At 56.6% G+C, this 1,594-nt stretch carries 1 protein-coding gene; it reads right to left on the bottom strand.

Features of this window, described 5'->3' with window-relative positions; genetic code table 11:
* Positions 1 to 224: 224 nt before the first annotated feature.
* The coding region (locus tag BKN05_RS12140) for a thioesterase domain-containing protein (RefSeq protein WP_286688750.1) at positions 225 to 1,594 on the bottom strand (1,370 nt) is incomplete at its 5' end.

Raw genomic sequence — 1,594 nt, 5'->3', positions numbered from 1 at the left:
GCGGTGCCGGAGGCGTTAGCATCTTCGTCAGCTTGGCTGCAGCTGACCAGTAACAAGCTGAATGCGGTCAGGGCTGCGCCAGTAATCTGGACACGGTGGCGACGAATTTTCATATCTTTTCCTTCTGTGTTTCTATGAGCTAAACCATAACTCAATTGGGTAGTCTAACCTCACAGGTAGGTTTCAGGCAATGGTTAACGATATTTTATTCTTCCCACACCTGTTTACTCACCCACCACCAAAAGATCCTTGACGACGAACTCGAGCACCTCCGGCGCCACCATTCCCGGGTGCGTGGCGTCGACACGATGCTCATTCACCGCAGCACAATGCGGCTGCCATGCATCCGCGATCAATAACGGCGAACGCTGGTCCGCTTCCGCCGCCGCCACCACACAATGCACTGTGCCCGAATATAACCGGGTGCTATGGCTGCGCATCTGCGCAGAATTATGCCGCACCATGGTTACGATCATCTCGACCTCCTCGCCGCTCAGCTGGCCGAATACTCCATCGGATGCGCGCAGGCACCGCACTACGTCGCTCGCGGATTCCACAGCGCCGCGCACACCAGCCATGTCGCACACTCCAGCCAATAATTCCTGTTCGGTGGGGGTCGGTAACTGCTTCCACACCTCCGCCGGGTAGGAATCAAGCAGCACCACCGCAGACACCGCAATATCAGTTTCTGCAAGCGCCGCCGCACAATCTTGCGCCACAACTCCGCCGACGCTCCAGCCCAACAACTGGACACGTGCCACCCCACGCGCACGCAGCATCTCGCACACACGAGCCACCTTTTCTGACAAGTTCACCGCCGGCTCTGTGGCTTGCACGCACACAATTCCGCGGCCATCGTGCGGCACCAAAGATGCTAATGAGAAATACGACCAGCTCAACCCGCCTGCCGGGTAGAAACACACGATGAGATCTTCACCAGCGCTGCTGCAGGCATTGCTATCAGCACCGTTGGGCTCACGCAGCCACAAAAATTCACTGAAGCCATCTTGCCGTCGCACCCGCGACAACCCGGCAGGTGTCGGATTGGCAAAAACATCGGCAACCCGCAAATGCAGCATTTTCGCCAACTGGATCGCAGTCAAGAAATTTCCGCCAGCTTCAAAAAAATGCGTGCTCGGGTCGGTGATATCAGCGTGCAGGACCTGACTAAAAGCGGCCAGTACCACTTCTGTTTTTAAATCCGACCCCGAATCTGTCACCGAATCCGACCCAGAATCCAACCCAGGATTGTCATTAGGGTCCGGCAATTGCGCGCGGTCGAGTTTGCCGTTGATGGTCACGGGAATGTCAGCAATTCGGAGAACCAAGCTCGGCACCATATACGCAGGTAACTGGGCACGGCACTGCTCAAGAATGTCCGCACGGAGCGTATCACTGAGCGCACCACTGAGCTCATCACTGTGCTCATCGAGCACCACATAAGCCACCAGCGCGGGCTGGCCTCGATATTCTCGCAGTAGCGCCACCGCACCTGCCACAGCGGGATGTTTTTGGATGACAGTTTCCACCTCACCAAGCTCAAGCCGCTGACCACGCAGTTTTACTTGCGCATCTTTCCGGCCCAAATAGTGCA

Source organism: Corynebacterium sp. S5S1 (assembly GCF_001913985.1).
In the GTDB taxonomy this organism is placed as follows: Bacteria; Actinomycetota; Actinomycetes; order Mycobacteriales; family Mycobacteriaceae; genus Corynebacterium; species Corynebacterium marquesiae.
This window is presented reverse-complemented; position numbering and strand designations above follow the sequence as displayed.